Origin of the sequence: Psychrobacillus sp. AK 1817 (assembly GCF_008807035.1) — a bacterium.
Taxonomy (GTDB): Bacteria; Bacillota; Bacilli; order Bacillales_A; family Planococcaceae; genus Psychrobacillus; species Psychrobacillus faecigallinarum.
This window is the reverse complement of the sequence record NZ_CP031739.1, coordinates 3441073-3467439: the sequence shown is the minus strand read 5'-3', so window position 1 is coordinate 3467439 and position 26367 is coordinate 3441073. Positions and strand designations below refer to the sequence as shown.

At 37.1% G+C, this 26367-nt stretch carries 24 protein-coding genes, 8 tRNA genes, 1 pseudogene and 1 other annotated feature; of the genes and pseudogenes, 8 read left to right on the top strand and 25 right to left on the bottom strand.

Translation table 11 applies throughout. The annotated features are described in order from the left end of the window. Positions 1–8: 8 nt before the first annotated feature. The 4 genes from D0S48_RS17335 to D0S48_RS17320 all read right to left on the bottom strand — a co-directional run bounded on the left by D0S48_RS17335 (position 9) and on the right by D0S48_RS17320 (position 5845). Positions 9–1124 carry a GAF domain-containing sensor histidine kinase gene (locus tag D0S48_RS17335; RefSeq protein ID WP_144541782.1) on the bottom strand — a complete coding sequence of 372 codons (1116 nt, stop codon included), beginning with the start codon at positions 1122–1124 and terminating at the stop codon, positions 9–11. A 515-nt stretch (positions 1125–1639) separates the two neighbouring features. Then, positions 1640–2221 (bottom strand): hypothetical protein, encoded by a 582-nt coding sequence (locus tag D0S48_RS17330; protein WP_191963826.1) that lies wholly within the window; start codon positions 2219–2221, stop codon positions 1640–1642. A gap of 345 nt (positions 2222–2566) precedes the next feature. Continuing rightward, entirely contained in the window at positions 2567–4285 is a 1719-nt protein-coding gene (locus D0S48_RS17325) for a phospho-sugar mutase (protein ID WP_151112986.1), read from the bottom strand. Between the two features lie 18 nt (positions 4286–4303). Then, a complete protein-coding gene (locus D0S48_RS17320) occupies positions 4304–5845 on the bottom strand; it encodes a carbon-nitrogen hydrolase family protein (protein ID WP_144541937.1) in 1542 nt (513 codons plus the stop codon). A 129-nt stretch (positions 5846–5974) separates the two neighbouring features. Between D0S48_RS17320 and D0S48_RS17315 the strand changes: the two genes are divergently transcribed. From D0S48_RS17315 to D0S48_RS17295, 5 genes and pseudogenes are all read left to right on the top strand, one after another. Then, a complete protein-coding gene (locus D0S48_RS17315) occupies positions 5975–6400 on the top strand; it encodes a disulfide oxidoreductase (RefSeq protein WP_151112984.1) in 426 nt (141 codons plus the stop codon). A gap of 1 nt (position 6401) precedes the next feature. After that, entirely contained in the window at positions 6402–6872 is a 471-nt protein-coding gene (locus tag D0S48_RS17310; protein ID WP_151112982.1) for a thioredoxin family protein, read from the top strand. Positions 6873–6922: 50 nt separating this feature from the next. Then, positions 6923–7771, top strand: coding sequence for an RluA family pseudouridine synthase (locus D0S48_RS17305; protein WP_225321641.1), 849 nt, complete (start codon positions 6923–6925; stop codon positions 7769–7771). Between the two features lie 330 nt (positions 7772–8101). Next, positions 8102–9469: a guanine deaminase gene (gene guaD / locus D0S48_RS17300; protein WP_151112980.1), complete on the top strand. Its 1368-nt coding sequence runs from the start codon at positions 8102–8104 to the stop codon at positions 9467–9469. A 15-nt stretch (positions 9470–9484) separates the two neighbouring features. Further along, positions 9485–10839, top strand: a pseudogene (locus D0S48_RS17295) (uracil-xanthine permease family protein). 202 nt (positions 10840–11041) lie between these two features. Here D0S48_RS17295 and D0S48_RS17290 read toward each other — a convergent pair. From D0S48_RS17290 to queG, 7 genes are all read right to left on the bottom strand, one after another. Next, entirely contained in the window at positions 11042–11452 is a 411-nt protein-coding gene (locus D0S48_RS17290) for a hypothetical protein (protein ID WP_151112979.1), read from the bottom strand. Positions 11453–11534: 82 nt separating this feature from the next. Continuing rightward, positions 11535–11852, bottom strand: a complete 318-nt coding sequence (locus D0S48_RS17285; protein ID WP_151112977.1) for a putative quinol monooxygenase — start codon at positions 11850–11852, stop codon at positions 11535–11537. Positions 11853–11932: 80 nt separating this feature from the next. Then, positions 11933–12637 (bottom strand): DUF2711 family protein, encoded by a 705-nt coding sequence (locus D0S48_RS17280; RefSeq protein ID WP_151112975.1) that lies wholly within the window; start codon positions 12635–12637, stop codon positions 11933–11935. A gap of 403 nt (positions 12638–13040) precedes the next feature. Further along, positions 13041–13874: an aldo/keto reductase gene (locus D0S48_RS17275; RefSeq protein ID WP_151112973.1), complete on the bottom strand. Its 834-nt coding sequence runs from the start codon at positions 13872–13874 to the stop codon at positions 13041–13043. Positions 13875–14123: 249 nt separating this feature from the next. Continuing rightward, positions 14124–14306, bottom strand: a complete 183-nt coding sequence (locus D0S48_RS17270; RefSeq protein ID WP_144541921.1) for a hypothetical protein — start codon at positions 14304–14306, stop codon at positions 14124–14126. Positions 14307–14614: 308 nt separating this feature from the next. Next, positions 14615–15088, bottom strand: a complete 474-nt coding sequence (trmL, locus tag D0S48_RS17265; RefSeq protein ID WP_144541919.1) for a tRNA (uridine(34)/cytosine(34)/5-carboxymethylaminomethyluridine(34)-2'-O)-methyltransferase TrmL — start codon at positions 15086–15088, stop codon at positions 14615–14617. A gap of 12 nt (positions 15089–15100) precedes the next feature. Then, complete coding sequence (gene queG / locus D0S48_RS17260) at positions 15101–16240, bottom strand: tRNA epoxyqueuosine(34) reductase QueG (protein ID WP_151112971.1); 1140 nt, start codon at positions 16238–16240, stop codon at positions 15101–15103. A 57-nt stretch (positions 16241–16297) separates the two neighbouring features. Here queG and D0S48_RS17255 point away from each other — a divergent pair, with 57 nt between their 5' ends. Next, the gene (locus D0S48_RS17255; protein ID WP_151112969.1) at positions 16298–16987 is read left to right on the top strand and encodes a B3/B4 domain-containing protein; all 690 of its coding nucleotides are present in this window, start codon (positions 16298–16300) and stop codon (positions 16985–16987) included. A 4-nt stretch (positions 16988–16991) separates the two neighbouring features. Beyond that, positions 16992–17510, top strand: coding sequence for a hypothetical protein (locus D0S48_RS17250; RefSeq protein WP_151112967.1), 519 nt, complete (start codon positions 16992–16994; stop codon positions 17508–17510). A gap of 221 nt (positions 17511–17731) precedes the next feature. Here the strand turns inward: D0S48_RS17250 and D0S48_RS17245 are convergent, their stop codons facing one another. The 3 genes from D0S48_RS17245 to proS form a co-directional block, all read right to left on the bottom strand. After that, positions 17732–19045 (bottom strand): hypothetical protein, encoded by a 1314-nt coding sequence (locus D0S48_RS17245; protein ID WP_151112965.1) that lies wholly within the window; start codon positions 19043–19045, stop codon positions 17732–17734. After that, complete coding sequence (locus tag D0S48_RS17240) at positions 19026–19541, bottom strand: RNA polymerase sigma factor (protein WP_151112963.1); 516 nt, start codon at positions 19539–19541, stop codon at positions 19026–19028. The genes D0S48_RS17245 and D0S48_RS17240 overlap by 20 nt, the downstream gene beginning before the upstream one ends. 124 nt (positions 19542–19665) lie before the next feature. Beyond that, positions 19666–21105 (bottom strand): proline--tRNA ligase, encoded by a 1440-nt coding sequence (gene proS, locus D0S48_RS17235; RefSeq protein ID WP_151112961.1) that lies wholly within the window; start codon positions 21103–21105, stop codon positions 19666–19668. A 44-nt stretch (positions 21106–21149) separates the two neighbouring features. Continuing rightward, positions 21150–21366: a binding site (T-box leader), on the bottom strand. Between the two features lie 134 nt (positions 21367–21500). Here proS and D0S48_RS17230 point away from each other — a divergent pair. Beyond that, positions 21501–22577 (top strand): threonine aldolase family protein, encoded by a 1077-nt coding sequence (locus D0S48_RS17230; protein WP_151112959.1) that lies wholly within the window; start codon positions 21501–21503, stop codon positions 22575–22577. A 34-nt stretch (positions 22578–22611) separates the two neighbouring features. Here D0S48_RS17230 and D0S48_RS21155 read toward each other — a convergent pair whose 3' ends face one another. From D0S48_RS21155 to D0S48_RS17180, 11 genes are all read right to left on the bottom strand, one after another. Continuing rightward, positions 22612–22746 (bottom strand): hypothetical protein, encoded by a 135-nt coding sequence (locus D0S48_RS21155; protein ID WP_255475366.1) that lies wholly within the window; start codon positions 22744–22746, stop codon positions 22612–22614. A gap of 171 nt (positions 22747–22917) precedes the next feature. Beyond that, the gene (locus D0S48_RS17225) at positions 22918–24423 is read right to left on the bottom strand and encodes an alkaline phosphatase family protein (RefSeq protein WP_225321640.1); all 1506 of its coding nucleotides are present in this window, start codon (positions 24421–24423) and stop codon (positions 22918–22920) included. 260 nt (positions 24424–24683) lie between these two features. Next, the gene (locus D0S48_RS17220; RefSeq protein ID WP_151112955.1) at positions 24684–25154 is read right to left on the bottom strand and encodes a potassium channel family protein; all 471 of its coding nucleotides are present in this window, start codon (positions 25152–25154) and stop codon (positions 24684–24686) included. A gap of 479 nt (positions 25155–25633) precedes the next feature. Further along, a tRNA-Leu gene (locus D0S48_RS17215) sits at positions 25634–25715 on the bottom strand. A 31-nt stretch (positions 25716–25746) separates the two neighbouring features. Next, a tRNA-Cys gene (locus D0S48_RS17210) sits at positions 25747–25820 on the bottom strand. Positions 25821–25826: 6 nt separating this feature from the next. Beyond that, positions 25827–25901: transfer RNA gene (locus D0S48_RS17205), tRNA-Gly, on the bottom strand. 6 nt (positions 25902–25907) lie between these two features. After that, a tRNA-Gln gene (locus D0S48_RS17200) sits at positions 25908–25979 on the bottom strand. Between the two features lies 1 nt (position 25980). After that, positions 25981–26056 (bottom strand) — tRNA-His (locus D0S48_RS17195). 35 nt (positions 26057–26091) lie between these two features. Beyond that, a tRNA-His gene (locus tag D0S48_RS17190) sits at positions 26092–26167 on the bottom strand. A 25-nt stretch (positions 26168–26192) separates the two neighbouring features. Further along, positions 26193–26266 (bottom strand) — tRNA-Trp (locus tag D0S48_RS17185). Between the two features lie 9 nt (positions 26267–26275). After that, a tRNA-Tyr gene (locus D0S48_RS17180) sits at positions 26276–26359 on the bottom strand. Between the last annotated feature and the right edge of the window lie 8 nt (positions 26360–26367).

The following is a 26367-nucleotide window of genomic DNA, read 5'->3' as shown; positions in this document are numbered from 1 at the left end:
TATCCCCCCTAATAAGGTAATCGGACTAAAATTTCTGTCCCTTTGTTTGCTTCAGTCACCCAGTCCACTGTGCCACTGACAGAGTTTGCGCGATCCTTCATGCTTTGTAATCCAATAGAAGGAAGCATTCTTAAATCTTTCATATGAAATCCGCATCCCTCATCCTTTACGACCAATAAAACATCTGTAGAGGTAACCGTCACATAAATTTCCGCTTTTAATACCCCTGAATGTTTACGAATATTATTTAATGCTTCTTGGGCAATTCGAAATAATGTTTCCTCAATTTTTGCTGGGAGGTTGATAACCCCCTTCACTTGAATATTTAGGGTTAAACCCAATATGTCTCCATAGCCCTTTAACCCTTCTATTATTCCAGTTTCTAATCCCCTCGGGCGGAGCTGCCAAATAAGTGCGCGCATTTCAGTTAATGCTTCCTGGGTTAAATATTGAATCTCTTTAAACGTTCCCTTCACCTCAGGCTGTTCTGTCATTTCTATACCACCACGAGCAGTCAAGGTTACCGAAAAAAGCAATTGGTTTACAGAATCATGTAAATCTCGAGCTAATCTATTTCTTTCTTGCACTAGAGCTACCTGCTGCTCCTGCTTGGTCAGCAAAATTCGTTTAATCGCCGAGCCTATTTGAAAGGCGACCGATTCTAATAGAGCTAACTCCCCATCCTCAAAGCGGACTGTATTGGCTGTAGCAACATTTAATAGTCCAAAGCGTTCCTGTCCAGATTGTAAAGGAACCGTAGCATGATGTGTAATCTCTTCTTCAATAACCTCTTTAGTTTTATTAGCATTTTCAATCCGTTGACATTCGATTATATTAGAGGCTTTTTTCAACTCTCCATTTCGAAATCTAGAAACACACCAACAGCCACCCTTTTGTAGGTGACGACAGTTATTTTGTTCTAAAGTATTCGGGAGATTTTCATGAGCAATTAACTCCTGCTTTCCTTTTTCTCCAATAAAAAAAATCCAGCCTGTCTCAAAAATGGTACCCTCCAATAGCTTTCGAAGTGCTCCCTGTAGCATTTGTTCCATTTCTGTCTCTTCATTTAAAAGTTCTGCTATTTCCTTCAACAGCTCTATATTGGAAAGTTCCTTCGATTGCATTTCAATTCCTCCATCTAACCTACCTGTTATATTCATCTTATCATGGAAAAGGTCTACCTATAAATAATAGAAGCATCATACTTTTGACTGAAAATAAGAATAGCGTGAGCAACTATGCCTCCAAATAAGCAATTGGTAAGACTTAAGAAGATAACTAAACAGGGCGGCGAAGATGATATTTCATTTGGCACCACTGATAGTATATCTTTGGAGAAACTACCCGTAGCATTTTTATCTATAAAAAAAGGCTATGTTAAAGATTAGGAATTTAAAATACTCACAAAAAATGACCTGGAAAATGTATCTCCAAGCTCTTTTTACTTTGATGTCTGTTTTTTTACTAAAGCACCGGTTAGTATAACAAGAAAGAACCCCCCTTCTAAAATGGGTTTCCTCACCATTCTTAAAAACTTTCAGGTATTCTTAAATTGATTTTGTATAAACTGTCGATATAGTTTAAGAAAAAAGCTTTACTCCCTCTAGAAGTAAAGCACCCGGTAGTGAAAAGTCTTTTTCTAATTACTATGTTTAACCCTAAATTCAACGTTTGCTTTTATAATATATTTTTTCTCTTGTTCAGTTTCCTCATTAGCTATAATATAAAAATCTGCAATGCCATTTACAACATAACGTCCTTCCGGAAATTCCTGATTCATAATTTGCCTCATAAAATCTATATATTCTTTTTTATCCTTTGAATCGTATCCGCCACTTCCACTATATTCTGCACGGAGTGGTTCCCCTTTTAATAGTTTAGTGCTTAATAATGGTTGATCCATGCCGTATCCAATTTCATAATTTCTCGTAGTCTCAATCATTGGGAAAGAAAATGGTGAAGCTGAATGAAAAATTTCAATCTCTTCTTTACCGCCTGTATATTCTAATTCCGCATAAATTTTTATAGGTTCATTCTTACCGTATTCTGCTTTTTCCGTAACAAGTCGATATACAAAATCTTCTTCTAGGACCTCGGCTTTTGTATCTAATGGTTGGGTTTCAGACGGTTCGTTATCAACATTCTCATTATCGTTTTGTTGGCAACCAAATAAACCAATTGATATAAACATAAAGGATATAATTAAATTAATTTTTTTCAAAATCATCACCTCTTTTATAATTAGACAGCATTTTGAAGTTTTCGTTTCAATTACTCTTGTCCTTTAACATACCAAAAAAAACAGATTTTTGTTAAATTCGTCCTTATGACTTTCTCATTACCTATTTAACATTTGATTGGAGCGGCAGGCGGCGACTCCGGTGGGACGAGAGACAGATAAGACATTACAAAACGACGCGCAAGCGACGGTGATGGCTTATCGCTCACCCCACGGAAAGCGTCCGCCGAGAGCGGAAATCAATCATCTAAAGTTCATGACTTACATGTAAATATATAATTTTTCGCTAAAAAAAGGCACTGAATAAAATAATTCAGCGCCTTGTCTCTACTCTAAATATTGATTTAAATTACTAGAAAATGATTCTTTAATCGCTTCAAGCTTTTGCTTACTTTCCTCTGCAGATTCACTTATTACCCCAAAATAATATTTTACTTTAGGCTCAGTACCGCTAGGTCGTACACAAACCCAGGAACCATCTGCCAAAAAGTATTTCAACACATTAGAAGATGGCAATAAAATCTGTTCTTGCTCTCTGCCGTCTGTAAATGTTCTTAAAGATGATAAATAATCTTCTTGAGACAACACCTCTATACCTGCAATTTCCTTTATAGGGTTCACTCTTATTTGCTCCAGTAGATTAGCAATTGCCTTTGCACCGCTTACCCCTTTTTTTGTAACAGACACTAAGCCTTCTAGATAATAGCCATGTCTTTCATAAAGATTGTTTAAGACATCAACTAATGTCAGCCCTTGCTGTTTATAGTAGGCAGCTGCTTCAACTAATACCAATACACTTTGTACAGCATCCTTGTCTCGTGCGAAGTCCTTCACTAAATAGCCATAGCTCTCTTCATAACCAAATAGAAATTCAAATTCCTTCGTTTCCTCATAGTTTTTAATTTTCTCTCCGATAAATTTGAAGCCAGTCAACACGTCCTCTGTACTTGCTCCGTAGTACTCAGCGATTACTCTGCCTAAATCGGATGTAACTATCGTTTTAAACACTCGACCGTTTGCAGGCATCGTCCCTTTTTCCTTGCGCATCATCAATAAGTATTCTATTAAGATAGCACCGGTTTGGTTGCCTGTTAGAAGCTTATAGCCACTATCAGCCTTAACCGCTGCTCCCACTCTGTCTCCGTCAGGATCTACAGCGATTAGTAAATCTGCACCATGCTTTTCACCATATTGAATAGCATATTCAAATGCACTTTTCTCTTCCGGGTTAGGAGAAACAACGGTTGGAAATTCTCCATTTGGTTCCATTTGTTCATTCACATAAAAGATATGCTGATAGCCTGCTTCGCTTAAAATTCGCTGGACTGTCTCCCCAGAAGCACCATGTAAGGGAGTAAAGACTACCTTTAAATCTGTTTTTTGAGCAAGAGTTGAATTCTCTTGGACAGTTTTTAGAGCATCTATGTAAGAAGCATCTATGCTTTCGTCTAAATAAACGATGAGCTCCTCATTGACTTCATCATTTTTAATAGATAGTGCATCTCCTGCTTTTTTTACATATTCTATTACCGAATCTGCATCCAATAAATTTAATTGTGCACCGTCTTGTCCATATACCTTGTAACCGTTATATTCTGGTGGATTATGACTCGCTGTAATTACAATTCCCATATAGGCATTTAGCTCTCTAACCGAAAAAGATAGCTGCGGGGTTGTTCTAGGCTCCGTATATACATAGGCCTTTACCCCTCCAGCAGCTAGTGTTCGAGCTGCTTCCTTGGCAAATTCGGGTGAAAATCTTCGACTGTCATAGGCAATCACTACACCGCGATTCATTGCCTCTGTCCCAGCCACTTTTATGTATTCCACTAAACCAGTAGTAGCCTTGCGAACCGTATAATTATTTATACGGTTCGTTCCAGCTCCTATTTCTCCCCTCATTCCACCAGTACCAAATTCTAAATCACGATAAAAAGCATCCTCTTGTCTTTTTTCATCATTTGCTAAAAGCTTGAGGTCATCCTTCCATACAGCTTCCATTTCATTTACATTATTCCACTGCTCGAAGAGTTTTTTATAGGACATATATCTCTGCTCCATCCATCATTTTTTATAATCTATACTGTATACATCATGTCGACGATCTTTTAAATGCTTCACGGTGCCGTCTTGACGCTGTCTTCTTAAAATTTCTAAATCTACGTCTCCGATTAAAACCATTTCCACATTAGGCTCTGTTTCCCCAACAATGCCGTCACGAGCAAATTCAAAGTCTGAAGGTGCAAATATTGCTGATTGAGCATACTGAATATCCATATTCTCTGTTTGCGGTAAATTTCCTACAGTCCCAGAGATTACTGTATAGATTTGATTTTCAATAGCGCGCGCCTGTGCACAATATCGTACTCTTAAATAGCCCTGGCGATCTTCTGTACAAAATGGAGTGAAAATAATATTTGCGCCCATATCTGTCGCAATTCTCGCAAGTTCAGGAAATTCAATATCATAGCATATTTGAATTGCAATCTTCCCACAGTCTGTATCAAATACTTGAACAGAATCTCCAGCACTGATTCCCCACCATTTTCTTTCGTTAGGAGTAATATGAATTTTATATTGCTTATCAATAGATCCATCACGGTGGAATAAGTATGCAATATTATAGATTTCCTCATTTTCTTCTTCAACAAAATGAGATCCTGCAATAATATTAATGTTATATCTTACCGCAAGATCAGAGAAAAGTTCCATATATTGAGGAGTGTACTCTGTTAACTTACGTACAGCTTGACTAGGCGACTGTTCATCTAAAAAAGACATTAGCTGTGTTGTAAAGATTTCCGGAAATACAACAAAGTCAGATTGAGCATCAGAAGCAACATCTACAAAGTATTCACATTGATTAGCAAATTCCTCAAAAGAGTTAATCTTCCGCATCATATATTGAACTGCACAAATACGTACTGGATAGCTCGTCTTAAAGTGACGCTTAGACAGAGGAATATAATCGACATTATTCCATTCCATTAAAGTTGCATATTTAGCAGAAGCAACATCATCTGGTAAATAGTTTGGATTAATACGCATTAGCGTAAACCCATTCATAAGCTGGAATGTTAAAACAGGATCATATATTTTATGGCGTGATACGGCTGTTACGTATTCTCTAGGTGACATTTCATCTGCATGCTTGTGATAATACGGTATACGGCCACCAATTATGATAGATTTTAAATTGAATTGGCGAGCAATATCCTTTCTACCTTCGTATAGTCTCTGCCCTACTTTCATGCGTCGATAATTCGGATGCACCATTACTTCAATACCGTACAGATTGTATCCGTCGGGATTATGATTTGTGATATATCCCTCATCCGTCACATCAGACCAAGAGTGACGATCATCATACTCATCAAAATTTATAATAAGACTTGAACAGGAGCCAATGACTTTACCATCTAATTCGGCTACTAACTGCCCTTCTGGAAAAATCGTTAAGTGACTTTTTAAATGTTCAACCTTCCATGGCTCCATACCCGGAAAACAAAAACTAGATATTTCTAATATAGAATCTATATCTGAGAAAGTCATTTCTCTTATAATCATACTTTTTTCAAACTGTGACAAATCAAATTCTTCCGACATTTTACCGCTCCTCTTTTAAATACTATGTTTCATTATATAACTCTTTCTGTCACATATAAAATATTTTACATGCCCTTTCCAAACGCTTATAATTTAATTTGAGTTCAAAGCATTTCAAAGGAGCATACTATGACAAAGAAAATCGAAAATATTCTGTTATTCATGTGGTCTGTAGCTTTTGTTGCAACACTTGGTTCCTTGTATTTTTCTGAGGTACGACAATACGAGCCATGCGAGTTATGCTGGTATCAAAGGATTCTCATGTATCCGCTAGTGATTATACTAGGCATAGCTATTTTACAAAAAAATGTTAAAATTGCCGCCACTACACTTACATTTTCTATAATAGGATTATGCTTCTCTATTTATCATTATAGTCTTCAAAAGTTGGCTTTTTTACAAGATGTAGCTCCTGCTTGCGGTAGAGTCCCATGTACTGGGGAATATATAAATGTATTCGGCTTCATCACTATCCCGTTTTTGGCATTGGTAGCGTTTCTGTTAATCGCAATTAGTAGCTTAGTTATTTTAAAGAGTATCAAGGAGGACAAGTAATATGAAGAAAATCGCCATTATCGGTGGAGTAATAGTATTAGTTTTTGTACTAATTTTTGTTTTAAACAGTCAAAAAAATAAAAATGCTTTAGAGGACAATCCCTATGATACAGACAATCTAAAGCAATCTACAATTGACTTACTCGATGATCCAAACTATCAAAACATTATTTTACCAAAGGATCTAAATGAAAAGATTGAAAAGGGTGAAACCTTTACGGTCTATTTCTTCAGTCCAGAATGCTCACACTGTAAGGAAATGACGCCAAGATTAACACCAATTGCTGAGGAAAATAATGTTGAGATATTCAAATACAATATTTTAGAGTATGAACAAGGATGGGATGATTTTAATATCAAAGGTACACCTACTTTAGTTCATTTTGAAAATGGAAAAGAAGTGGCTCGTATGCCAAATGCTCAGCCAAAAGAAAATATTCAAGCATTCTTTGATCAAGTTGTATTAAAATAAAGAAAAAGGTCATGTCTAATTGGCATGACCTTTTTTAAAGGAGAGAGATTATGCAACATATACTTACTTATACAGTACAAGAGGACGGCTTGACTATTGACCAGCTTCTTCAAACTAAATGGAAACTCGGTAAAAAGCTTATTCACGAGTTACGCATGCAAAAAGCAGTAACTGATCAAGATGGGGAACTCTTACAATGGAAATTACCTCAACAGAAGGGAAATGTTTTAAATTTCAAATGGGAAGCAGAATCCTCTAACTATCTCCCATCCAATCAAATACCATTGTATGTAGCATATGAGGACGACTATATATTAATCGTCTCAAAGCCACGAGGGGTTGCAACACATCCAAATGAACAAGGACAAAATCATACTTTGATGAATACTGTTAGCCACTATTTACAAAGCAAGGGACATCAATATGGTGAGCATGTTCATCGAATTGATGAAGGTACAAAAGGATTGGTAGTAGTTGCAAAAAATCCAATCGCTAAAGGGATGCTAGATCGAATGATCGAACAAAAGGAAATTGTACGTACTTATGAAGCGATTGTGGAAGGACAAATGAAGAGCAATCATGGAACGATTCGTGCAGCTATAGGCACTGATCGTCATCATCCTACTAGAAGACGTGTATCTCCTTCTGGACAATTAGCCATCACTCACTATGAAGTAGTAGGCAGAGATGAACAATTTACAAAGGTTCATGCTATTTTAGAGACGGGTCGCACTCATCAAATTCGAGTACATTTAGCTCATCTAGGACATCCTATTGTCGGTGATGATTTATATGGAGCAAAAAAATCACCTACAAAAACGTATGAATTACATGCATTCAAGGTACAGTTTAAGCATCCTATTACAGGACAAATGATTATTGCTGAGGATAAACGATAAAAGATTATCCTCTTATATACTAACTATGATACAAAAACATCCAATTGAAATAATTGGGTGTTTTTTTAGTTAAGAAATATATAGATGAATAACTTCATATTTCCTATTTTATCTTTCTAAACGAACAAGATCTTTACACTTTCACTGATTAAAGTTTAATTGATTTCCTCTTTTTGGATTATCTATCTCACTTTCCAACAGAATCGCCGTCTATCTGCTCACAGAAGAAAAATCCAAATAGCCATCGTTCGGTTTGTGTAGACATTTACTTAATATCCTAATATAATATGATTATAAAAATTAAAAAACACGAACATTAAGGTGGTTTATATGTTAAATTATTCGATGGTTTTCCAAGGCACAGCTTTTACTAGCAGCACACCAAAGGAAGTAAAAATTCTTAAAGACAATCTGTTTTGTATAAATGGAGAAGGGTTAATTGAACGGATAGTATCTCCTGCAAATCCTGAATATCAAGCCATATTAGATATTTATCTACATAAAGAAAATTTTCATCGTCTAGAAGAAGGACAATATATTCTACCTGGGTTTGTTGATCTTCATGTTCATGCTCCACAATGGGCACAGGCAGGAACTGCATTAGACCTCCCTTTATATGATTGGTTAAACAGCTATACGTTTCCGATCGAATCCAAGTTTGCAGATTTGAATTTTGCTAAAAATGTGTATGAGGAAGTGGTCAATACCTTATTAGCGAACGGTACAACAACCGCTTTATATTTTGCTACAGTACACAAGGAAGCAAGCATTTTATTGGCTGAAATTTGTGCACAAAAAGGACAGCGTGGCTTAGTTGGAAAAGTTGTCATGGACAATCCAGATCAGACTCCTAATTATTATCGTGATGCTAATACCCAAACTGCCCTAACAGATACAGAGGATTTTATCATAGCCGTTAAGGAGTTAGGAGAGAAAACAAAACAAGGAGTGTATCCAGTCGTGACGCCTCGTTTTATACCAAGCTGTACAAATGAGGCTTTAAAGGGCTTAGGAGAATTAGCAGTAAAATATGATACTCATATTCAATCGCATTGCAGTGAAAGTGACTGGGAGCATGGCTATGTTCAGGATCGTTTTCAAAAAAATGACGCGCATGCCTTACATGATTTTGGTCTTTTAACCGAGAAATCTGTTATGGCACATTGTAATTTTCTTGATGATGCTGATGCTGATCTTTTTGCACAAACTGGTACCGCGGTAGCGCATTGCCCTGTATCCAATGCCTATTTTGCAAACAGTGTTATACCTATAGCACATCTACATTCTAAGAAAGTAGAGATTGGATTGGGCTCTGATATTTCGGGAGGCTTTTCTCCTAGCCTATTCGATAATGCTCGTCAGGCAGTTATTTCTTCTAGAATGCTAGAGGATGGAGTGGACAAAAACCTTCCGCCAACAAAACGTGGTGTTCCAAACTCACGTATTACTATTAATGAAGCATTTTACCTTGCCACGGCCGGAGGTGGCGAAAGCTTAAGTCTTCCTATAGGACGTATTCAAGAAAAATATACATGGGATATTCAAATTATAGATACAAAGCTTCCGACAGCAAAGCTTCCTCTATTTGAAGTAAAAGAGAGTCTAGAAGATATCTTCCAAAAAATAATGTACCTTGTCCGTCCAGAAAACATTCAAGAAGTATGGGTACAAGGCGAAAAGGTACATTCTCGAAAATAGTAATCTCAAAAATATTTGGAGGGTTTTCCAGTGAATTTAAAAGAAGACAATAACGCACAACGACTAACCGTATTACCTGATGAAAAAGTATCTTTTGGACAATCTACATTACTAGGATTACAGCATGTGTTGGCAATGGATATTTATGTAGTTCCATTCCTTGTTGCATTATTAATCGGATTATCCTCTGACCAGTCAACTGCTTTAATCCAATCTACCTTTATAGCAGCAGGAATTGCGACCATTATCCAAACATCTTTTTGTATGAAGCTACCAATCGCTCAAGGGCCTTCTTATGTTCCTCTAGGAGCCATCGTTGGGATTTACGCAGCGAGTGGTAGTGGTTCACTTGGATGGAGCTCTGTATTAGGGGCAAGTTTAATCGGTGCTGCATTAGTTATACTTTTAGGCTTTACAGGGCTATTCAACAAAATTGTGAAGATATTCATTCCTCCATTAGTAGGTGGTACGATCATATTCGTTGTCGGTCTTTCCCTTATGCCCGTAGCGATTAATGATAATATATACAACGGAGCTGGAGCTACCGTCAATCAAAATGTCTTTTTGGCAATTATTACCGCATCTGTTTTAATCCTTTGCGTTATGCTTAGCTCATTATTACAAAATAAGGGGCGTATTTTTAAAATCATCTCTGTCATCCTCGCATTAACAGTCGGATGCTTGGCAGCAAATGCTATGGGCGTTTTGGATTTGTCAGCTGTTAGCCAAGCCAGCTGGTTTAGCTTGCCACAAATACCTTTTGTAGATTTCGGTTTTTCCTTCAACCTTTCTGCTATTATAACAATGATTATTATATATATTGTATTGATGGCTGAAACTACTGGAACATGGTTTGCTATCAGTAATGTAATCGATGAGCCCTTAACAGATAACCAAATAAACAAAGGTGTGTTATCGGAGAAGGTCTTGGCTGTTTCGTAGCATCCTTGTTAGGTTCTACACCAGTAACTGGTTATTCAACAAATGCAGGCGTCATTTCTATCACTGGAATTGCAAGTCGTCGAGTATTTGTTGCTGTAGGTTTTTGGTTCGTTTTATTTGGATTTTCTAGCAAGCTCGCTGCTTTAATAGCATCTATTCCTTCTGCAGTAATTGGTGGCGTGTTTATAATTATATGTGGAATTATTGCTATAAATGGCTTACAGGTAATACGCAATATTTCTTTTGGTGAAAAAGAAATGTATGTAGTTGCAATCCCAATGATTGTGACTTTAGCTTTAACACTTATTCCTGATGAATTTCTATATTCATTACCTTCTACTATGCAATACATGTTCAGTTCTCCAATTGCAGTTGCATCACTTCTTGCAATTATATTGAATAAAATATTACCTAGTGGAAAACAATAAGAGGAACCACTTAGTATAAAAGATGCTTTCCCTTCATTTACATAAGATTTTTTCCAATGTAATAGTAGCAAAAAAATGGTCATTACTGATATTCCCTCAGTAATGACCATTTTTTATATACATTAAGATTGTCTAGTTCTGATCCTGTGCGCTAATTTTGATTGATTCATCAAAACTTTGGCATAACAGGAGTAATACGATCTTAATCTATTTCTATAATCATTGGTTCATATACTGAAATTATATTTACTATATGTTCAATACAATGTAATGAGTAATGTACAAGTGTACCATTTGGAAAATACGAATTATCTTTTTGAAGAGAGCTTAATAAATTTGACCTTTTATAAATTACGAAGGAATCACCTTGAAATTCCTCCTCATCATTCCAACGTGTATAGTCATCGTAGATAACGGAATACGTTATATAGTTTTTAAAATCAATTTGTAACCTCGTCACCTTGCTATCTGGGTGGGGATAAATAAGTAAGTCTGTTGGATTCTTACTTTGATTTACTATTATTCTAAGCTGAACTTCATCTTTTCGAGGTTCGGAAATACTCTCAAAAGAAATATGATATCCTTCTTCTTTCGTCAGCTCATCAAATGACATTTGGCACCCCTCATTTCTGTTAAAGCTTGTTAAGTTCCAAAGTAATGCTGTCCTTTGTTACTAAAGATAGCACCGTGGTCTATTAGAAATTCGATAAAATACCTTTCCCACCCTTTGTTTCTAAGGTGCGGATTCTTTCCATTCCAGTAATAAATGGTTTTGCACGTTTTATTAATTCTTGAGTAGCTTCATGAGTAAGAGAAGCTTGATGGGCATTTTCATTGCTCCACACTTCATAAACATAAACAGAGTTTAGTTCACTTTCAGAAATGTTTATTAGATATATCTCACATTCATCCAGATTTTTCATTGATTCTGCTGCTTCTAACAAAATATCTACCATTGCGTCTCGTTCGCCTTCTTGTACTATAAACTTAATAAACAAACTAAATTTACTCATATTGTCCTCCTCTATTATGTCACCTGGTAATTATTTCTACATTGAGAGATAATTATCCTACCTTCTATAAAGAATGTTTGTTAGCATTGATATAAACTCCAGTATATTTTAGTGCGTTCACCACAATAAAAGCCTTCCAGATTACAAGATTTAACTATTTTATTTACTGTATTTTTATCTGAGCACAACATGGAGAAATGACTATCCCAATGGGTGGTTAACAGTATACTATGATCATGAGTAAAGAGGTTTATTGGATGGTTAGGAAATGCGTTACAATCTCCAACTAAATCATCAATATATTCTAATTTTCGCTCTGTACCTAATTCATCACCATACCAAATCCATTCATGTCCTTCTTTTTTTATACTCTCAAGTAAACCTGTTATTAACGGTACTGGAAAACATCCCTCCGAGGGAGCAATAATCTCTTCATTTTTACATACATCTAGAATTGTCTTAGCTACATCTTCATTTGCAACATTCTTATTTAGCCCTGAAATACTAGTTCTTAGTCCAATATCCAATTGTTTATAGTTTTCAATCTTAGATATTTTTAAAAACTGTTTCCAAGTAAGCATCTCACAATGTTTTATAATGTCATTTATCATTGGATATGTATCTGGCTCAAAGAGTTCATAAGTAATCGTTTTTGGTTGAATAAAAGGATGAAAAAAGAGAAAAACTTCCTCAAATACTCCTTTGTAATATTCCTTAATTGAAATACCCTCTGGCGAACAAACAGCATATTTATTCGGTCTAGGTAAAATCCTCTCTTTTGCCATTAGTAATCCCTCCTTCGGTAGAATCGCTTCCTTGAAGAAACATCATACCTTCTAACATAACTTCTAGAAAAGATTATTATTCCCTTCTTATTTCAGTTGTTTCTTAAATAGTTCTTTACCAACTTTAAACGAACCCTCTTTGTTGATTGTAGCGGCAGGCGGCGACTCCGTTGGGATGTGTGAGACAGATAAGACATCACAACATGTGTGAAAGCGTAAATCAATTTCAATTTTTTTGTATAAAGTATCGCCTTATGGGAAATATTAAGATAAACCCCCTTTATTGACGCTGTTTTCCCTTTTATAACTTCCTATACTTTCTCTCAAGGAAAATTCTTACAATGAAATAACAGCGCATAAAAAAGGTCATTACTGATATCCCCTCAGTAATGACCTTTTTGTATTATTTAAAGCTAAAATTGTCTGGGTCTGCTCCAGTACGCTCATTTAAATTGAGGGCATCAATGTTTTTCATGTCCTCAAACGATAATTCAAAATCAAAGACATCAAAATTTTCGTGTATTCTTTCAGGCGTTACAGACTTTGGAATAACAATTAAATCATGCTGTAAATGCCAACGGATAATTACCTGAGCGGTAGACTTTCCATACTTATCACTGATTCGAGAGAGAGTTGGTTCCCCAAGTAATCCACCTCTTGCAAGTGGGGACCAAGAGGTAACTGCAATACCTTGAGAAGCACAATATTCTCGTAAATCATACTGCGTCAAACGAGGGTGACACTCAATTTGATTGACCATAGGCTTAATATTAGCCTTAGCTGCTATAGCTTCAAGGTGATGCTGGTTATGATTAGACACTCCTGTTGCTCGAATAAGTTTTTCCTCGTACAAACGCTCGATGGCACGATATGTATCTACAAAACTGTCAGCAACTGGCCAATGTGTTAAATATAAATCTACATAATCCATTCCTAATAGCTTCAATGACTTTTCAAAAGCTCTTAAAGTTTGGTCATAGCCCTGATCTGTATTCCAAACCTTAGTAGTAACAAATATTTCATTACGTGAAATTCCAGAAGCTCGTACTGCCTCTCCAACCTCATTTTCATTTGCGTAGAGAGAAGCCGTATCAACATGACGGTAACCAGATTCTAAAGCATAAGTAATAGCTTTTAGAGCAACTTCTGGCTCTGTCATTTTATATACTCCTAGTCCAATACGTGGCATCTCTACTCCATTAGCCAGTCTCTTTGTTGAATTCTCTAGTAATTCCATTTACATCATCCTTCCCTTTTTATGTAGAAAAGCGCAATCGCCTATATCTGCCCCGACAGGCAAATGGGAAAATGCGAGGAGGCAGCTCCTCAGCCACCGCAGTATTTTCCTATTTGACCCCGAGGGGCAAGGCGATGGAGCTAGACAATAAGAAAAGCGCAAGTGCCTATATTTGCCCCGACAAGCAAATGGGGAAATGCGAGGAGGCAGTTCTACAGCTTTAACTTTCAAGAAAAAACGACTGAAGAATCAGTCGTCTTTCCTCTTCTTCATAATTGTAGCACTGTCGGACTGTGCAGGGTCTGATACACGATTATCTTCTTCTAGCTCTTGGTTATCTCTCATTCGTTCCATTTGTTTACCTAATGTTTTTACTTCGTCCATGTTTGTTGCCATTGAACCGTTCTCTGGACCATTTTTCAAATTATCCATTTAAAAAATCACTCCTTTTTATCTATCCTAGTAGAATCACACGTTACATGCAACTTTGACATGAAATAATTCGGACATAATTTCGTTTTATTGTTTCGTTTCATTTTTTCATGAATTAGGTTATACTAATGATTAGAATATATATAGGAGGCGCTTAAGTATGAAACTAATCCTTATTCTTGGCGTTTGTATTACGTTTCTTTCTGCAATTTTCACTGCAGGATACGACGACAAACCAGGTGCATCTGAAAAATAATTAATATTCAACATAAAAACGGACGAGTCTTTATAAGACTTCGTCCGTTTTTTTAATGTAAGTTTGGATAATCCTGCTGGCGCAATGCTTCGTATATAAGAATTGCTGCAGTGTTCGATAAGTTCAAGGATCGAATATTATCATTCATAGGAATTCTAAGGGCGCGATCTGGATGTGCGTCAATGAAGTCACGAGGAAGTCCCTTCGTTTCACGTCCAAATATAAAGAAATGTTCTTTATCTGAATCGCTAAAGTCAAACGTAGTATGCGGCTTCGCGCCAAACTTAGTGATTAAATAATATTCACCTTCAGGATGTGCTGCGAAAAACTCTTCTAACCCATCATAATAAGTAATATCTACATGCTCCCAATAATCAAGTCCTGCACGCTTTAACATTTTATCGTCTGTAGAAAAACCTAATGGACGAATAAGGTGCAGCTTTGCTCCTGTTCCTGCGCAGGTTCTAGCAATATTACCTGTATTGGCAGGAATTTCTGGTTGATACAATACAACATTAATACTCAATGTTTCCACTTCCTAATTTTGAATTGTGTAAAATGCAAGACCCTTACGAATCTCTTCTATTACCTGTTCTTCTTGTTCCGTTTTTTCGGCTTTCTTTAAGGCAAGTAAGCCTTCCTCTGTATTAATCTTTCCTATTGCCCATGCTGCAGTCCCTCGAATTACTGGTCTTGCATCGTGAAGCATGAGTTCTATAAGAGTGGGAACAGCTGCCTCTTCTTTAAAATGAGCCAATGCAATGATTGCGTTCCGCTGAATAGGATTCTTCCCTCTCCACGAACCAGACATATGCCCATACGTTTCTTTAAAGGTCCGATTTGACATGCTTAACAGTGGTAGAAGTAAAGGCTTCACTAACTCTGGATCAGGCTTGAAGGCCTCTTGGTGTAAATTAGCCTTGCCTTTGTTTTTCGGGCAAACCGTTTGACATGTATCACAGCCATAAATTCTATTTCCTATCTTTGCTCGAAACTCATCTGGAACCATCGTTTTTGTCTGAGTGATAAAGGCGATACATCGCTGTGCATTAAGCTGACCACCTTCTATTAAAGCTCCAGTAGGGCAAACTTCTAAACAAAGACTGCAGTCCCCACACTGATCCTCCATCTGTTCACTCGGAGCAAAGGGAATAGAGGAAATCATTTCACCCAAATAGACATAGGATCCAAACTCTGGTGTGATTATGGAACAGTTTTTTGCACTCCAGCCAATCCCGGAGCGTTCAGCAACAGCACGATCAGACAACTCACCAGTGTCAACCATAGAACGTAGTCTAGCATCTGGTATATGCGTTAAAATATATAATTCTAATTGAGCAAGCTTTTCTCTTAAAACTGTATGGTAATCTATTCCCCAAGATGCTCTAGCAAATATTCCCCTTCTAGCTCCCTTTACACTTTGTGGAGCGTTCTTCATCTTAGACGGATAAGCAATTGCTATCGAAATAATACTTTGTGCTTCCTCCAATAAAAGCTCAGGGTGAGTTCTTTTATCAAGGTCAGGCTCTTCGAAGCCTGAAGCATATCCTAGCTCCTGCTGGCGAATCAATCTATTTTTCAACTCATGAAATGGAGAAACAGTGGTAAACCCAATTTTATCAATTCCAATGGTAGCAGCATATTCTATGAGGTTTTGTTGAAACTGGTTTATATTCACTAGAGTTCTCCTTTCTTTATGTTACAATGAAGAAAATATATACAAGGATGGTTTAAAATGTTTGTAAAATTAGATACAGCTCTATTACAAATAGAGCCTACTTTTAAAATCGGCCTTATTTATTATAACAAAATTATTGTATCCACTTCGCCACAAATGCTTAAGGGGCGTCTCCAATTATTTCAAGAACAATTATTCTTCGAACTAGAGGAAAAATCTGTTAATGATTTTGAAGGGATAAAGGAATGGCGAGCTCTTTGGAAAAAGCTTGGGGCGGACCCGAATCGTTATCGTCCTTCCATGGAAGCAATGTATAGAAGGATTGCAAAACAAAATTATATCACACCTATGCATTCTGCTGTAGATTTAAATAACTTCTTCTCCATGAGATATGAAATTCCATTAGGAATTTATGATCTGGATGAGGTTAAAGGGGATATCTTCCTCACAGTTGGCAATAAAGAAACAAGCTACCTTGGGCTGAATGGTAGAGAAAACAACTTAAGTGGGATTTTAACACTTCAAGATGAAGTTGAAGCATTTGGAAGTCCATTTGTCGATTCTAAGCGGACAGCTGTTACAGAACATACAACGAGTGCTTTACAGGTAGTCTTTCTAAGACCTTCTATGGGTCAAGAAGAGGCGGATAAATTATTAGAATCTATGGGTCAAATGTTTACCCAAGTTCATGGTGGAGAAGCCGCAAGCATTATTTTAGATAATAACCAAGTTGAATGGAGGATATAAATTTATGGCACATATACTTCTTGCAGAGGCAGTGAAGCTAAAGAGTATTTTATTGAAACGAGTTCAAGAATTGGAAATGGAAATCATGCGCGTTGGTTTCACTGTTATTGAAAAGGGGACTCTTCCTGCTCCTCCTATAAGAACTGTGGAAGCAATAGATTTAGAAATGAACGATATTCGCAATGATATCCGAAAGCTTGATAGACTTATTTACGAGGCAAACTTAAATAATACAATTACCTATAAAGAAGACCCTCTCACCATCGTAGAGGCAATTGAGCTTGCTACTCAGCTACGCGCACAGGCAAGAGTATATAAACAGTTAGGAAGCCATGAAAAACAAAGAATCCAGTTTGGAGGCTATGGCGAAGGAACTACTTATGTAGAGGTTGCCTTATATGAGCCAGAGGAATATCGAAAAAAAGCATTGGACTTTGAGAAGGACGCAAATAAATTATCTGGACTTATTAATGCCAAAAACTATTCTGTTACTATTGCCTTTGATGAAGAAAAATATGCTTAACATAAATCCTTGGTAAGGTGAGACTCCTTGCCAAGGCATAGCAGGAGGTCATTACAATTTAAATGATGGCAAACCAATGACCATTTACCATTTACTTTGTGACTAATGACTAATGACTAACCATTGCAATGGCAATCAACCCACAATTAATTAGTGTTTTACCCGACCTTCTGCTATGAAAAACGCTCCTCTCCATATTTGGAGGGAGCGTTTTTACTTGGTTAATTTTCAAATAGCTGTGTTTGTTCTCCGTCTATGACAAGGGACCATTCCCCTTTTTCTGGAATTGTAATATTTCCTTGATAATGATAAATTGTTCCTTGATTATCATAAGGGGCATTGGGATCTAGTTGAAATATACTTTCTTGCTCTATTATTCCTTTTGAATTCATCAGCTGTACCTCTATACTTTGTTCCTCACCACTGCGGTTTTCTATGATTAGTTCATGAGTCTTTCCAACTGGGATTTCTTTTGGTGCATCTAAAAGGATATAGTTTTCGGTTTTTGGTAAGGGCGGAAGAACCTCAATTCTAAATGCCTCGAACAAATTCTCCTCTACGTAAAAGGAAAGCTGCCATTCTCCCTCTCCCGTAAAGGCCGGGAAACTTGTTAAAATGTGAGCATCTTCACTATATAAACCAGCGCTTAACACTCCCTCTGATAATAGAAAAGTCTCTCCGTAAATGTTCATAGCCTCCACTTTATATTCCTTCCCTACTAACGATTCAGGATTACCCCAATAGTAGAGCATGAGTTTCGCAACTCGACGAGTGTCCTCTGCCACGAAATTCTCAGGACCAAGGATGCCAATCTTTCCATCCAGCCCTATTACGTTTTGATCTCGATCAGGTAAAGTAAAAGAAGTAGCTAATGGCGCTTCTACTTTAACCGTTTTTTGAGATTTATTATTTAGACCATATATTTTCCCCTGATATTCCATAGTGAACTTGATTTCTTCGCTTGCCTCTAATAATTTTTGTATTTCCACTTCCGAATAATTTGCGTACAGTGATTCAAAAGCTACCGTATAATGGTATCCATCCTCGCTCGGGGTTGAACTATAGCTTACTGAATTTCCAATACCATATCCATCCTTTAAGAAGAGGTGTGGGTTAGCAGCTCGAAACTCTACAGAATTCCACACATCGATTGGTATAAGCTTCTTAGATTTCAAAAATACTTTTACTCTTACTCCATGCAATGTCTCCTTCGATGAATCCATTGTGACCTCCGAGCTTTTAATGCCGGCTATTTCGAGCTCAAAGCTTTTTAAAAAATTCTGTTCCTCCATTGAACCGAGACCTAACTTCAACTCTTGAGTTATCTCTGATTTATACATAGGACTTGCTAAATAAGCAACCATTAAAAGACAAGCTGCTGCTACAAATACAGATAGCGGTTTTAGAAATTTTAAACGATTTGGTTTTGCAGCACTGCGAATACTATGGATAACTTTTCTTTTATCCTCTTGAGTAAGAGAATGCTTCGGAAGGTTTCTAAGCTGTTCCTCTAAATCATCGTGTTCTCGCTTCATACTCAAATCCCTCCGTTTCTAGAATGCTCTTCAGTTTCTTGAGCGATCGATGATAAAGAACATTCACATGGTTTTCATTGGCCTCTAGTATTTCTCCTACTTGTTTAGAGGTCATTTCAAGTATTGCTTTTAAAATTATTACCTCTTTGTTTTTTGCTGGCAATCTATTAATTGCTATATAAAGTTCACGATTCATCTCACCAAGCAAAATAGTATGGTCTAGATTTTCTGTTTGTTTTTCATCTCGTAGTAAGTATTTTATCCGATTCCAAATATTATTTTTTCTAGCCCGATCAATGACGATATTTTTGGCAATCGTTATTAACCATGTTTTCGGATGTGACCCTTCTCTAAAATGGGCAATCTTTTTCATTCCACGAAGAAAAGTTTCCTGTACAAGATCCTGTACATCCATTGACCCTGTATAGTAAATGAGGAAACTGGTTACATCTCGCTCATATAACTCAAACCACTCCTCGATTAGCTGCCTTTCCAAGTGATCCCCCCTATCTCTCTACTATTTAATTAGACGATCTATTTTACTTAATCTTACAAGATTTTTGAAAATAAAAAAATCAGCCATTGAATAAACAATGACTGATTTGTACTTTCTTATTTGGTTAATAGGATCTTCCGAACCAAACTGTGTGTTTCGATTCTTTTCCACAGTTAATACAAGTTGATTTCTCAGCAGGTGGATTGAATGGAATATTGCGTGTTGTGAATTTCGTTTCTTCTTTTACATGCTCTTCACAAGCATCGTCTCCACACCATCCTGCAAGGATCCATCCTGGGATTTCTCCTTTTTCTGCAGAGTCGTCTAAATGTTGTTTTAGCTGATCCATGGAATCTACATGAGTATGAGAGTTTGCATCACGGAATGCACGTGCTTTTTCTAAAAGACGAGTTTGCATTGTATTTAGCTCTTCTTCTACGCGCTCAACGATGCCATTAATATCAATGGATTCTTTTTCATCTAAATCACGTGCCTTCATAAGCACTTGACTGTTTTCTAAATCACGTGGTCCTAGCTCAACACGAACTGGTACACCTTTTAGTTCCCACTCGTTAAATTTATATCCAGGTGATTGATCAGAGTCATCTAATCGAACACGGATACCTTTTGCTTTTAAAGCAGCAAAAATTTCATCTAATTTTTCAATAATTGCTGGGTTCTTTTTCCATGGTCCAACTGGTATTAATACAACTTGTGTCGGTGCAATACGTGGTGGCAATACAAGACCTTGCTCATCACCGTGAACCATAATCACAGAGCCGATTAATCGAGTAGATGTTCCCCAAGATGTTGTATGCACATGTTGGTGTTTGTTTTCTTTGTTCAAATATTTAATATCAAATGCTTCAGCAAATTTAGTCCCAAGATAATGAGATGTACCCGCTTGAACCGCTTTTCCATCCTTCATCATTGCCTCGATAGAAAACGTATCTACAGCCCCTGCAAAGCGCTCTGAAGGAGTTTTTTGTCCATCATATACCGGAATGGCCAATAGACCCTCCACTACCTCTTTATAAATATTTAGCATTTGCATTGTTTCTTGACGAGCTTCTTCTTCGTCCACATGAGCGGTATGACCCTCCTGCCATAAAAATTCAGAAGTGCGTATGAAAGGAAGTGTTTTCTTTTCCCAACGGAACACGTTAGCCCATTGGTTGATCAATACAGGTAGGTCACGGTAGCTCTTGATCCAATCAGAATACAAATGACCGATCATTGTTTCGGAAGTTGGACGAAGCGCTAAACGTTCCTCCAGCTTTTCGCCTGCTGCCTCAGTTACCCATGGAAGCTCTGGAGAAAAACCTTCAATATGATCCTTTTCCTTTTGGAAAAAAGATTCAGGGATTAGCATTGGGAAATACGCATTGCGGTGTCCCGTTTCTTTAAAGCGTTTGTTCATTTCTGCTTGGATATGCTCCCAGATTTCGTACCCGTCCGGTTTAAATGCGATACATCCACGCACTGGTGTGTAATCCATTAAATCAGCTTTTTGGATTGTGTCAATATACCATTTAGTAAAATCGTTTTGTTGTTGATTAGTCATGATAATTCCCTCCTTAAAATATAAAAAGCACAAAGCTGTCCTTGGAAAAGGACGTCCTTGTGCTTGAATAGACGTGGTACCACCTTAGTTTAGCTTAAAATAATTTAAGCCCTCTAAACGTTTGGTAACGAAAACGAATCGGTTATGTTTGCATAACATCTCAGTGGTAGGTTTCAACAAGAAGCGGTGATATAGCTCTCAGCAATTGCTATATTTTCTGTCTCACAATTCTTATTTACTTGTTCACATCACAGATTATATATTATTAATAATATACCAAAATCAAAGCTTTAATACAATGCACTTCTTTTTAACCAAAAATTTAAACTATCAGAAGATAAAAAATACATTATACTTATCTTATAACAAAGTAAAAATACGTTGGGGGAAATTAAATGAACCATTTAAAAAATTCCTATGACAAGTGTACTTATCGATTAGCTGGTCATGGAAAACGAGACGTTTCTGTTTTACAAGATGCATTGAAGGACATTTCTGGAGAACAGCTAAGTGATATATATGGTGAGGGGCATATTATCGAAGATTTCCAAAATAAAATGGCTAAATTACTAGGCAAAGGCACAGCTGCGTTTTTCCCTAGCGGTACAATGGCCCAACAAATCGCCTTACGCATATGGTGCGATGAGAAAAAATTAAATAAGGTTGCATATCATCCCTTATCCCATTTAGAAATTCATGAAATGGATGGATTAAAGGAAATACACCATATCAAGACTATTTTATTAGCTGACAAAGATAGAGTCATAGAGTTAGATGATGTGGTAAACCTTGAAGAGGACATTGCCTGTCTTTTATTGGAACTACCCCAAAGAGAAATCGGAGGCCAACTTCCTAGTTTTGAAACATTAAAACAGATTTCCGCTTATTGTCGTGAAAAGTCTATTATGCTTCATTTGGACGGTGCACGTCTTCTAGAAGTGTTGCCTTTTTACAAAAAAACTGCAGCTGAAGTTTGCGACCTTTTTGACAGTGTCTATATGTCCTTTTATAAAGGAATTGGCGGGATTGCAGGAGCAGTACTAGCCGGTGATAAGGATTTCATAGAGAAATCTAAAATCTGGAGAAAACGTTATGGTGGAACGCTCATAAGCTTATATCCTTATATTCTATCAGCTGACTATTATTTTGATAAACGAGCAAATAATATGGAACAATATTATAATAGTGCAATGGAACTCGCAAAGCTATTTAATGACTGTAAGGATATTTATACAATTCCAGAGGTACCAGTTTCAAATATGTTTCATGTGCATTTTAAGCGTAACCAAGAAGAAATAGCAGCTATCTTGGCGAAAGTACAGTTAGCTAACCATATAGGGATTACAAGCTATCTAAGCAAGCAAGATGGGAATAGCTGTACTTTTGAACTTAGTATCGGAGACTCTTGCTTAGAAATCCCCAAGAATCTAATAGACAAATTATTCGATAGCTTAAGAGAAGAAATGAAATAATATAAAAAACTCTCAACGCTTAGTTGAGAGTTTTTTATTGTTGCTGTTGAAATTGCTCTGTTTTTAGTTCTTCATATATATGGTTTGCCTTGCTTTCAGCTTCTGTTTTGGAAGTTGCATGTACCTCGATAATTTTTCCTTCAATAATAAAATTGTATGTTTTAATCATTTTAAATTCCTCACTTTCATGTTTATCGCGTCTAGATATGTTATTCCCTATTTTAGAAAAATAAAACTTCCTAATTATGTTATTTCATATTTATACTCATATTAAGGTTGAATGACTACTACTGAAGAATTTGTATTTAAAAGAAGCATCAGAAAAAAAGTGGCTCCATACTTAAGAGCCACCCAACAATTCTATAACCCATTCCTTTACATCCACAAGACGATTAGAAGGGGGTCTTTCTGTCTCACCAACAATCACCAAGGGAACAACAGAATCTACCCGGTGGAGTGACCCATGCGCTCCTCCACCTGCATGATCGTGACTATGTTTTTCAATAAATTCGTAAGATGGCTTTGCATCTACTATAATAACTTTGCCTTCTTGCGAGTGAAGCGCTCCGTGTAGCCTTGCTAACGCATCAGGATACGTGTGATAGAGTATAGTTCCATGCTCATCCGGTTTTATATCTAAAATAGACATATCCCCATCCAACTGCCACGACTGCTTATATTCATCAATATAAGGTCCGTTTGGTGAAAAGGTGAATTCTTTATCACTTGCGCTCACGACATGATTCGTTTGCTGATCACTCCATGCAATAAAACCAATTCGCTCATCCTTTTTGAGAATATCTACTACCTCAGTAAAAGGAATCTGTTCATCCTGCAAATAAATATAGGCCATTCGTTCATTGATTGCGATTGCCAACTGCACATTTTCTTTTCCACGTTCCCAGAATGTGTAACCCTTCAACAAGTCATTTAAATCGATTAAACCCATTTCCTTCTTTTCCTTGACTGATGATTGTCCACTATCACCAAGGACAATCCAGGTTACCTCTTGAATGGCCTCTTCCCAAGATCCAAAACTACCGAACATTTCCTGGATCGCTTGATCAGCCTTTTCAATCGCTGTACTATCAGTAGGACCGTTTTTGTGTATGGAAGCATCAGCATCCGGAAGATAAGCGAGCGTAAACGGAGGAAGCTTCTTTTGTTCAATTAAGTACGTCATCTCATTTACGGTAAAATCATTATTAACACCCATTCGTTTCCAGCTGTATTTATATTTGTCGTTCTCTGGATTATATTGAGATAAGGCACCGAGCGACAAAATCATTGGACCATTCACCTCTAGTTCTTTTGGCAATAAATCTGCAAAAGAAAGAAGCTTAGGGACATTTAATTTTTGGGGAATGCTTCCCCTATATAAGAGACCATTGATGGAAGCAGATTGCATTTTGGCGTTCGCAAGTTCTTCGTGAATCGTAAAAACATCTTTACTTAGATGCGATTCATTCAGGTGAATAACACTATCCGCTGCCACATGCTTTATCCCGTTATCCCACATTTCCCTTATACCACTCCCATAGCTAATCATACGATTCTCATCCTTTTTAAACCATATCAATCCTGGTAGTTTATGTCGGTCTGCATATGTTCCCGTCAACAAGGTGCTATCAATCGTAACTGACATAGTTGGATAAGAGCTAATAAACTCTGGATAAAAATCACCGTTCTTTGTTAAAAATGAGAAAGCAGGTGCCTTCCCCTCTTTCAGTGCCTCTTGTAGCGGCTCAGTCATTAATGAATCGACAACAATAAGAATCACCGGCTTTTTGGAGGCTGCTATCTTTACTTCATTAAGCTTTTTTGTCGGAGACATAGAAATACTCAATACAAGGCCTCCGCATATAACAAGCAATAAAGCTAATATGATGAGTATTGTTTTCTTCACTTTAGTCACCTATCTTCCATTCGTAGCTTTAGTATGGTGATTTACAAATGAATACATGCTTGTTTATTGTTAAAAACTCATGTTTAGTCAGAAAGTATGTAAGAATATTCATCGACATCCATTTATATATATCAAACATAAAAAGAAAACACCTTCACCGGTTGATTTATCTTTATAAGAATCAAAATTGTTCATCTGCTTCAACTATCTTTTTCTCCATCACCGCCATTGCTTTGCTCACCTTCTTTTTCGTTTTTTGTGCTTTCCCCAGGGCTATCTTCCTTTTCACCCAAAGCTCTGATAAAAAATGCGGTTGGCAACAAAAGACCGATGGCTGCTTGTATAAGTGCAAAGAATCGCGCCTTTCCGACAGGTACCAAGTCCCCATAACCTACTGATAATATGGTGACTCCACTGAAATAGAGATAATCCAAAAAATTCTCTCCTCCATCTTTCCCCTCTTCAGTGCTAACTCTTACTACATCCCCTTCCATGGACAATAAATAATAAAGAACAGCAAATCCAAAGGTAATGCCAAGCATAGTAAAAAATAGTTTTTGGAATAAAGTTGACTGAAAATAACTTTTCTTATACTTACGACCTGAAAAGAAATAGTATAAGTTTGTTACCATAAATAAAATCGTCAATCCCATTAGTATCGTGGAAAACATGCATCTATCCCTCTCCTATCGTCTCTCTAGTTCATTCAGTTTTAGTTGTATGAATTCCTCGATAATGAATATAATTAATGTCGATATGACTATCTTGTCAATCGAATATAAAATATATACAAATTAATTAATATAGGAAACGGAATAGAGATATATTCTCAATTCATGGATTAAGACATTTGCATGCTAGTGTACATATGTATAATAAAGTATTAATTTAGTAAGTAAGTGATCGTATAGGACATAAAGACATTGAAATGACTCTCAAGGGATTATTCTAATGAAATAAAAGAACTGAGGATAGAAGATGAGAAAGCTTATGACGTCTGTGTAAAACATAAGTAAAAAAATTAAAATCAATGGAAACTATTAAAAAATAATCATGAATGAGAATATAAAAAAAGCTTACAAAAGCTGCGGTAACAGCATTCATAAGCTTTAGTCAAAATATCAAATTGTAAGTGATATTTCATAATAGATACCGGTGGTCGGGGTCGAACCGACACATCCGAAGATACGGGATTTTGAGTCCCGCGCGTCTGCCAATTCCGCCACACCGGCATAATGAAGGCAGTAAATACTTTTTAAAAATTGGAGGCGGCAACCGGATTTGAACCGGTGATAAAGGTGTTGCAGACCTGTGCCTTACCACTTGGCTATGCCGCCTTAATTTGGAGCGGAAGACGAGGTTCGAACTCGCGACCCCCACCTTGGCAAGGTGGTGTTCTACCACTGAACTACTTCCGCAAAAAACTGGGGTACCTGGATTCGAACCAGGGCATGACGGAATCAAAATCCGTTGCCTTACCGCTTGGCTATACCCCAATGGGGCGACCGATGGGAATTGAACCCACGAATGCCGGAATCACAATCCGGTGCGTTAACCACTTCGCCACGACCGCCACAGAATAAAAAAAAGAGCTAACTAAAAGGAATATGGGGCGACTGATGGGAATTGAACCCACGAATGCCGGAATCACAATCCGGTGCGTTAACCACTTCGCCACAACCGCCATTATTCAAAGTTAACTTATTATTTGGCAGGGGCAGTAGGAATCGAACCCACATCAAAGGTTTTGGAGACCTCTATTCTACCGTTAAACTATGCCCCTATTAAAAACTGGTGGAGGGGGACGGATTCGAACCGCCGAACCCTAAGGAGCGGATTTACAGTCCGCCGCGTTTAGCCACTTCGCTACCCCTCCACTGGTGA

What these genes read in the sequence shown, in the direction of transcription:
- D0S48_RS17255 (WP_151112969.1), top strand. Translation starts at nt 16,298, where the DNA reads ATGTTTGTAAAATTAGATACAGCTCTATTACAAATAGAGCCTACTTTT.
- D0S48_RS17275 (WP_151112973.1), bottom strand. Translation starts at nt 13,874, where the DNA reads ATGGAATTACTAGAGAATTCAACAAAGAGACTGGCTAATGGAGTAGAG.
- D0S48_RS21155 (WP_255475366.1), bottom strand. Translation starts at nt 22,746, where the DNA reads ATGATTAAAACATACAATTTTATTATTGAAGGAAAAATTATCGAGGTA.
- D0S48_RS17320 (WP_144541937.1), bottom strand. Translation starts at nt 5,845, where the DNA reads ATGTCGGAAGAATTTGATTTGTCACAGTTTGAAAAAAGTATGATTATA.
- D0S48_RS17230 (WP_151112959.1), top strand. Translation starts at nt 21,501, where the DNA reads ATGAACCATTTAAAAAATTCCTATGACAAGTGTACTTATCGATTAGCT.
- D0S48_RS17270 (WP_144541921.1), bottom strand. Translation starts at nt 14,306, where the DNA reads ATGGATAATTTGAAAAATGGTCCAGAGAACGGTTCAATGGCAACAAAC.
- D0S48_RS17325 (WP_151112986.1), bottom strand. Translation starts at nt 4,285, where the DNA reads ATGTCCTATAAAAAACTCTTCGAGCAGTGGAATAATGTAAATGAAATG.
- D0S48_RS17305 (WP_225321641.1), top strand. Translation starts at nt 6,923, where the DNA reads ATGCAACATATACTTACTTATACAGTACAAGAGGACGGCTTGACTATT.
- D0S48_RS17315 (WP_151112984.1), top strand. Translation starts at nt 5,975, where the DNA reads ATGACAAAGAAAATCGAAAATATTCTGTTATTCATGTGGTCTGTAGCT.
- D0S48_RS17245 (WP_151112965.1), bottom strand. Translation starts at nt 19,045, where the DNA reads ATGAAGCGAGAACACGATGATTTAGAGGAACAGCTTAGAAACCTTCCG.
- D0S48_RS17250 (WP_151112967.1), top strand. Translation starts at nt 16,992, where the DNA reads ATGGCACATATACTTCTTGCAGAGGCAGTGAAGCTAAAGAGTATTTTA.
- proS (WP_151112961.1), bottom strand. Translation starts at nt 21,105, where the DNA reads ATGACTAATCAACAACAAAACGATTTTACTAAATGGTATATTGACACA.
- D0S48_RS17290 (WP_151112979.1), bottom strand. Translation starts at nt 11,452, where the DNA reads ATGTCATTTGATGAGCTGACGAAAGAAGAAGGATATCATATTTCTTTT.
- D0S48_RS17310 (WP_151112982.1), top strand. Translation starts at nt 6,402, where the DNA reads ATGAAGAAAATCGCCATTATCGGTGGAGTAATAGTATTAGTTTTTGTA.
- guaD (WP_151112980.1), top strand. Translation starts at nt 8,102, where the DNA reads ATGTTAAATTATTCGATGGTTTTCCAAGGCACAGCTTTTACTAGCAGC.
- D0S48_RS17335 (WP_144541782.1), bottom strand. Translation starts at nt 1,124, where the DNA reads ATGCAATCGAAGGAACTTTCCAATATAGAGCTGTTGAAGGAAATAGCA.
- D0S48_RS17285 (WP_151112977.1), bottom strand. Translation starts at nt 11,852, where the DNA reads ATGAGTAAATTTAGTTTGTTTATTAAGTTTATAGTACAAGAAGGCGAA.
- D0S48_RS17220 (WP_151112955.1), bottom strand. Translation starts at nt 25,154, where the DNA reads ATGTTTTCCACGATACTAATGGGATTGACGATTTTATTTATGGTAACA.
- D0S48_RS17280 (WP_151112975.1), bottom strand. Translation starts at nt 12,637, where the DNA reads ATGGCAAAAGAGAGGATTTTACCTAGACCGAATAAATATGCTGTTTGT.